Source organism: Candidatus Electronema sp. JM (assembly GCF_048287415.1).
GTDB lineage: Bacteria > Desulfobacterota > Desulfobulbia > Desulfobulbales > Desulfobulbaceae > Electronema.
Genome location: NZ_JBLWEN010000040.1, coordinates 34203 through 41018 on the forward strand (window position 1 = coordinate 34203; position 6816 = coordinate 41018).

Here is a 6816-nt window from a genome sequence, read left to right on the forward strand (position 1 = left end):
CCTGTTAATAAAAAAGAGTCGACACTCCCCCGCATCAGAGGGGGAGTGTCAAAATTGACAAAAATATTTTCAAGTGCGTTCCGCTTTATCACTCGCAAATCACCATTACCCAGGAACGCAGCATGAACCCACTGATGCAGAAAGTCCTGCTGTCCGCCGCCGGAATTTTCGCTGCTGTTTTGCTTTTCTTATCCCCCGGCTTAAAGCTGCCGGTGCTGGACGACCAAGCCGATGCCTACTTCCGCACAGCAATCAGCAAAGGCGGGCTGTCCTACGCCACCTGCCGGGTGATCAACGCTTCAGTCTCAATCATCAAGGAGTCCAGCCTGCATTTGCAGCCTGCCGGAGTGGGGGTGTCTTTGGCGGTCGGACAGGCCCTTGATCCGATTGATGACCTTACGGAGCGAGTCTCCGATGTCTTGGTGACAGCAGTTGTTTCGCTGGGTGTGCAGAAATTAGCCTATGAGATTGGCATCTCGCTCGCGCCGCCCGCGCTGGCCGTCCTGCTGATCCTGCTCTCGCTGCTGGTCTGGCTCGGCGGCGAACGCGTTCGCCTTGCACAGAACACACTGACCCGCTTTGCGCTGCTGCTCTTCGCGGCCAGATTTTGCTTGCCGATCTCATCCTTGGTCAATGACGTTGTCAATCAGCATTTTTTCAATGACCGGATTGAGCAGGTTGGCAGCAATCTCAGCGCAAGCTCGGCAGGCTTCGACAAGCTGAAAGATTTCAAATTTCCTGAGGGCGGCCTGCTGGGAACAGCGTCTTTTCTTCAGCAGAAATCTGCTGAACTCCGCGAGGGTTTGACTGAGGTGAGCAAGAATATCGGCAGCCTGACTGAAAATCTACTCCAACTTGCTTTTCTTTATCTTGGCATTTTTTTGATTCAGGTCATTATCCTGCCGCTGGCATCCTTTTTTGTATTGGCCAAGACCGCTAATACCTTGTTCGGCAGCAACATTCCCCTGCTGGCAGTCGCATCCTCATGCCACGACTGAGCGGCGGACTATGGCCAGCAAATCCTCGCGCGAAAACAGGCTCAATGCGTTACCGGAATGCGGAACGCCAGCCGCTGTCCGGCGGGTGTACGCCCACGCCTCCTGCTGATCACCGTCGAGCAGAACTGTGACTTTTTCCCGCTGATACAGCGTCGGCGTTTCTTCCCACAAATCCGCAGCCTGCAAAGCTGCTGCGTCCAGCTCCAGCAGGCTGCCGGAGACTGTTCCCGCCGGATCAGGCTTGATGAAAAGCCAGCCTTCCGGCACGACATGTAGCGTCCAGCCGGGCAGCACCGCGCGGCGCATGATGCAGGCTGCTCCAAAAAGAATCCGTTGCAGCTCTGCGTCCTGCAAGGTGCCGTAGGCGAAGAGCAGTTCAGTTGCTTTGGTACGCCGTTGCACGGTCAGTTCTGCGGGCCAGCTCGCTGGTGTAGCGCAATCCCAATGTGGCGGCGTTCGCTGCGGCCCAATCGGTCAGCTTGGTTGGCCCTGCCGCAGGTGAATCCACATCCAGCAAATTGTCCATCAACCCTTTGATTTCCTCCCGCGTGATCATCACATCGCCAAACACCTTGCCTACAGCCCAGCCCACGGCATGGCCGAGCGCAGGCGGCACAGCAACAACAGGCCGCTGGCTGCCGACGATTCTGCCAAGGGTTTCCGCCAGCTCCCGGTACGTGAAGGTTTCCGGGCCGACCGCGTCAATAATCCGATTTTCCCGCTCCTTGCCCTGCTGCACAGCCAGCGCAGCAAGATCATCCACATAGATGGGCCGCAGCCGATACCGCCCATCGCCAAAAACCGGAAATGCTGGCAGATGGCGCAACGCCCACGCGATGTTGTTGACAAGAATATCCTCCTTGCCAAAAATCACCGCAGGCCGGAGTATAGCATACGACAGGCCGCTTTCGATCAATGCGCGCTCAAGACGGGCCTTGCCGCTGAAGTATTCCAGTGGCGAATCCTCGGACGGATTGGTGATGCTCACATACACCACGCGCTGCACACCTGCTGCTTTTGCGGCCTTGAACAGGGCCAGGGTGTTCTGCACCGCATCCTCATGCTTGAACAGGCAATGGTTGAAACGCACCCAGTAGGTGATATAGAGCACAGACACGCCCCGGAGTGATTCGGTCAGCTGTTCCGGCGCATCGAAATGAAAGGGAAATGCCCGCACCTTGTCGCCAAAGCTGTTTTTTCGTTGAAATGAGTTGGTGAGCGTGATTACCTTATGCCCTTCAGCCAGCAGCCTCTGGGTAATATATTTTCCTGAAAAACCAAAGGCTCCGGTGACAGCGTGAATTTCCTGCATGATGACCTTTTGTGCGGCTGAAGTGGGGGGAGATGTGAAGAGTACTTGTTCTAATTGCCTTTTCTGATAGCTTTAGCGCGGTTTGCCGCCGCTGTCAAGAGAATAAGCTGCCAATTTTTCTGCTCATCCCGGCTGCGTCCTGCCAAAATGCTCGTATGCCGCTGCGGTGGCCACGCGGCCCCTCGGCGTGCGCATGAGGAAGCCGCACTGGATGAGGAACGGCTCACAGACATCCTCCAACGTGTTTTTTTCTTCGCAGACCGCTGTGGCCAAGGTTTCCAAGCCGACCGGGCCGCCCTGGAAGCGGTCAATCAAGGTGAGGAGGATGCGGCGGTCCATCTCGTCCAGCCCGAAGCGGTCAACGGAGAGCATGTCCAAGGCGCGGCAGGCTGCGTCAGCGTTAATCACTACCTTGCCTTCGACTTCGGCGCAGTCGCGCACGCGGCGGAGCAGGCGGTTGGCGATGCGCGGCGTGCCCCGCGAGCGGCGGCCTATCTCCAATGCGCCGTCCTGCGTGATGGCGATGCCGAAAAGCCGCGCCGAGCGGCTGACGACCGCCGCCAGCTCTTCGGGCGAGTACAGCTCAAGGCGGAGGAGCACGCCGAAGCGGTCGCGGAGCGGCGGCGTGAGCAGGCCGACCCGTGTCGTCGCGCCGACCAGCGTGAAAGGCGGCAAATCAAGCCGCACCGAGCGTGCGCCCGGCCCTTGACCAATGACAAGATCAAGCTGGCGATCTTCCATCGCCGGATAGAGAATTTCCTCAATCGCGCTGCTGAGGCGGTGGATTTCGTCAATGAACAGCACGTCGCCCGCTTGCAGGCTGGTGAGAATTGCGGCGAGATCGCCCGCCCGCTCGATTACAGGGCCTGAGGTGGTTTTGATGCCCGCGCCCAGCTCGTTGGCGATGACGCAGGCCAGCGTGGTCTTGCCGAGACCTGGAAAACCGTGAAAAAGCACGTGGTCGAGGGCCTCGCCCCGCTTGCGGGCGGCTTCAATGAAGACCCGCAAACTGCTCCGCACCTGCGTCTGGCCGATGCAGTCGTCCAGACGCTGCGGGCGCAGGCTGATGTCAGGCTGAACCTCATCCGCCAAGCGACGACCTTCCACCAGCCGTTTGCCGGTCAGCTCCTCCTCATGCTTCATCCTCTGTCCTCACGTGGTGTTTGCTCCCTTCTCTCCTTTGCCCGCTGGCCTGCCGCAACCCAGCGGGATTTTTTATTTCTCACGCCGGGGTGCCCAAGGTTTTGTCATACCGCTCCTGCTCACTGTAGATGCAGCCGCAGTAGGGCTGACGATAAAGCTGCATGGCGATAGATTCATCAATCCCCTGCTGCCAGCCCTCGCGGAAATCGTGATAAAAGAATGCGCTGCCGAACTGCGCTGCCAAGGCTTCACCTTTGCGGCGCAGCTCGGCATGGTTCTGATACTTGGAATACAGCAAGGTGGTCGTGAAGGCATCGAACCCTTGCTCGGCGGCCCGCATTGCAGTCGGCAGCAGGCGCAAGTCATAGCAGATGCCGCAGCGTTCCTTGCGTTCTTCGTGAAAAATCACGTGGCGGAGGAAATTTCGCAGGCCGTAGCTGCGGTCTATTTCCACTCGAAAATTTTTCTGCCGGGAAAAATCTTCGAGTGCTTCAATCCGCCGACGGAATTCCTTATAAGGATGGATATTTGGATTGTAAAACCAGCCGGTCACGTCATGTCCCTGCTGACGAAGAAAGGCAAGTGGATACACTGAACACGGCCCGCAGCAGACATGAAGAAGGATTTTCATGGCGCAGTCATGAAAAAACCGGCATTATTTCTTTTGCCCATTCTCCCAAGTCTCTTCCTGTTCCGCGCCGTCTTTGGTCGTGTATTTCCCTTTGCCGTTCCGCCTGCCTTCTGACCACTCGCCTTCATACTTGCTGCCGTCCTCATACAGCATGATGCCGTGGCCATGCGGCATGTCGTCTTTAAATTCTCCGGTGTATTTTTGTTTGCCGTCAGCAGAGGCCAGTTCACCTTTGCCGTGCATTTTACCATGCTGCCATTCGCCGGTATAGGTTTCTCCGCTGGCGAATTTCAAGACACCTTTGCCGTGCCGCTCACCGTCCTGCATTTCTCCTTCATACTTGCTTCCGTCAGCGCGGATGATAATGCCTTTACCATACGGCATGTTGTCCTTCATATCGCCGACGTAGCTGTCACCAGCCCTGCTTTTGGCAGAGCAATCCCGAACGCAGCGGCCATCTTCCAGCACACCGGTGATGGTGTTTTGCAGCTCGCCGTTCTTGTACCATTCCAGCGAGCCTTTGTCAACCGCTTTGCCGTCTTTGCAATCGCCTGACCACTTGATGGACTCATCCTGCGCAGGAGCAGGATTCCAAACCTTACAGCCGGTTTTCGCGTCGGCAATCCAGTTGCCTTGAGGAACGGCATTCTTGCTGTCTTCAGCATGAACTGAGACTGTCCATAGACACAACAAAAAAAATAGATATTTCTTCTTCATTACATATCGAGATTAGAAATTGATAAATAAGTATTTTTGCATTCAAGGTCTAAATGTATCCAAACTGGATATTTTTCTTTCTTTATCTACAAAGAGATATGCTGTTTCATATTGGCCGTCCGGCATTTTTTGCACAGACCTCCAAACGCTATGAAGTTTTCTCGTTTTACCTTTTTGGTCAATAAAACTGGTGTCACCCCAATTTTCAGGAGCTGTATAGCCATTAGTTGTTGAAATCCATGTAACAATATCGGTTAATTTGCATTCAAACAACCATGAATAATTTGGTCCGTCGGCTATCGTCAACGTATTCATAGTTGTCGCCAATATAGTGGCATCCTTCGGTAACGTCAACCCTGTTTCTTTCGTGATTCTATTGGGATATGCCAGAGTAGTTTTGTCCCTAACCAAGGCGATTGTTATTTTCAAAAATAAGAAAAGAAAGAGTGACAGCAGCAATACTCCGACGATCAGCAACCAATTTCGCGTTGTCAGTTTACTCTGTCCGCAAGCAGATGTTTTCTCGTTTTGCATAGACCCTTTCTTTCTCTTGCGCAAACGGCGGCAATCATCTATAATAAGAGACTTCTGTTCTTTTCTGGCGGTCAGCACCGCGCTCCGCATCCTGCGCGGAACGCCTTATTTCTGTAGCATCAAAACGCAAATACCGCAACCTGCAAATCAGTCCCGCCGCAGCCGTTGCGTTCAAACAGTTTATTATATTACGGCATCCTGCCAGGATACGTCAACTTCAGGATTCAGGGAGATTTCTTATGTCGCGGAAAATGGTCACCATTGACGGCAATCAGGCCTGCACTCACGTCGCCTATGCCACCAGTGAGGTCATCACCATCTACCCCATCACCCCGTCTTCGCCGATGGCTGCCGAGGCGGATGTCAAGGCTTCAGCTGGCCAGAAGAACATCTGGGGTTCTGTTCCGGCAATCTCCCAGATGCAGTCTGAAGGCGGCGTGGCTGGCTCGCTGCATGGCTCCTTGGCAACAGGCGCACTCTGCACCACCTTTACTGCTTCGCAGGGCTTGCTGCTGATGCTGCCGAACATGTACAAAATCGCGGGCGAGCTGACCCCGACCGTCTTCCATGTCACTGCCCGCTCGCTGGCCTGCCAAGGTCTTTCGATCTTCGGCGATCATGGCGACGTGATGAGCGCGCGGCAAACCGGCTGGGCCATGATCTGCTCGCAGAACGTGCAGGAAGCGCAGGATTTGGCCCTGATCTCCACTCAGGCCACGCTGGCTTCGCGCATTCCCTTCATGCACTTCTTTGACGGCTTCCGCACCTCGCACGAAATCCAGAAGGTCGAGCAGCTGACCAACGAGGACATGCTGGCGATGGTGGACGAGAAGCTGATCACCGCCCACAGAATGCGCGCTCTGACTCCTGACCGGCCTTCCATGTCCGGCACGGCGCAGAACCCGGACGTATATTTCACTGGCCGCGAGACGGTCAACAAGTATTACAACGCGGTGCCGGGCATCGTGCAGGAGACGATGAACAAATTCGCCGCCCTGACTGGCCGCAAGTACCGCCTCTTTGATTATCACGGCGCGCCGGATGCGACCGATGTGATCGTGATCATGGGTTCCGGCGCGGAGACCGTCGCTGCCACCATTGATCACCTCGTGGCTGAGGGCCGCAAAGTGGGCATGGTTGTTGTCCGCCTGTTCCGGCCTTTTGATGTCAAGGCGATGGTCAATGCCCTGCCGCCGACCGTTGAGCGCATCACCGTGCTGGACCGCTGCAAAGAGCCGGGCGCGCCTGCCGAGCCGCTGTATCTTGATGTCCGCGCTGCTGTGGGCGAGGCCGCCGAAGCCAACCCGACCATGATCATGCCGATGATTCTGGGCGGACGCTACGGCCTTGGCTCCGCTGAGTTCAGCCCGGCGATGGTCAAGGCGGTCTATGACAACATGGCCGCGCTGGCTCCGAAAAACAAGTTCTGCGTCGGCCCGAACGACGACGTGACCTTCAGCTCGCTCGACTACGACAAGTCC

The 6816-nt window shown here is 55.9% G+C and carries 7 protein-coding genes and 1 pseudogene; 2 read left to right on the forward strand and 6 right to left on the reverse strand.

Annotated elements, in window-relative coordinates:
- The first annotated feature begins 122 nt into the window (after positions 1-122).
- Positions 123-998, forward strand: a complete 876-nt coding sequence (locus ACNKH6_RS08140) for a hypothetical protein (RefSeq protein ID WP_417915053.1) — start codon at positions 123-125, stop codon at positions 996-998.
- On the opposite strand, the gene ACNKH6_RS08145 is transcribed toward ACNKH6_RS08140, so the two are convergent.
- The 6 genes from ACNKH6_RS08145 to ACNKH6_RS08170 all read right to left on the reverse strand — a co-directional run bounded on the left by ACNKH6_RS08145 (position 984) and on the right by ACNKH6_RS08170 (position 5413).
- Positions 984-1400, reverse strand: coding sequence for a gamma-glutamylcyclotransferase family protein (locus tag ACNKH6_RS08145; RefSeq protein WP_417915054.1), 417 nt, complete (start codon positions 1398-1400; stop codon positions 984-986). The genes ACNKH6_RS08140 and ACNKH6_RS08145 overlap by 15 nt on opposite strands.
- Positions 1375-2310 carry an SDR family oxidoreductase gene (locus ACNKH6_RS08150; RefSeq protein ID WP_417915055.1) on the reverse strand — a complete coding sequence of 312 codons (936 nt, stop codon included), beginning with the start codon at positions 2308-2310 and terminating at the stop codon, positions 1375-1377. Before ACNKH6_RS08150 ends, ACNKH6_RS08145 begins: the two co-directional genes overlap by 26 nt.
- Before the next feature lie 123 nt (positions 2311-2433).
- Complete coding sequence (gene ruvB / locus ACNKH6_RS08155) at positions 2434-3453, reverse strand: Holliday junction branch migration DNA helicase RuvB (RefSeq protein ID WP_417915056.1); 1020 nt, start codon at positions 3451-3453, stop codon at positions 2434-2436.
- A gap of 79 nt (positions 3454-3532) precedes the next feature.
- On the reverse strand, positions 3533-4084 hold the full coding sequence (locus tag ACNKH6_RS08160; protein ID WP_417915057.1) for an epoxyqueuosine reductase QueH: 552 nt from the start codon (positions 4082-4084) through the stop codon (positions 3533-3535).
- A 24-nt stretch (positions 4085-4108) separates the two neighbouring features.
- Complete coding sequence (locus ACNKH6_RS08165) at positions 4109-4774, reverse strand: MORN repeat-containing protein (protein ID WP_417915058.1); 666 nt, start codon at positions 4772-4774, stop codon at positions 4109-4111.
- 69 nt (positions 4775-4843) lie between these two features.
- Positions 4844-5413: a hypothetical protein gene (locus tag ACNKH6_RS08170; protein WP_417915059.1), complete on the reverse strand. Its 570-nt coding sequence runs from the start codon at positions 5411-5413 to the stop codon at positions 4844-4846.
- Between the two features lie 161 nt (positions 5414-5574).
- Here ACNKH6_RS08170 and ACNKH6_RS08175 point away from each other — a divergent pair.
- Positions 5575-6816, forward strand: a pseudogene (locus ACNKH6_RS08175) (pyruvate:ferredoxin (flavodoxin) oxidoreductase); the annotation flags it as partial.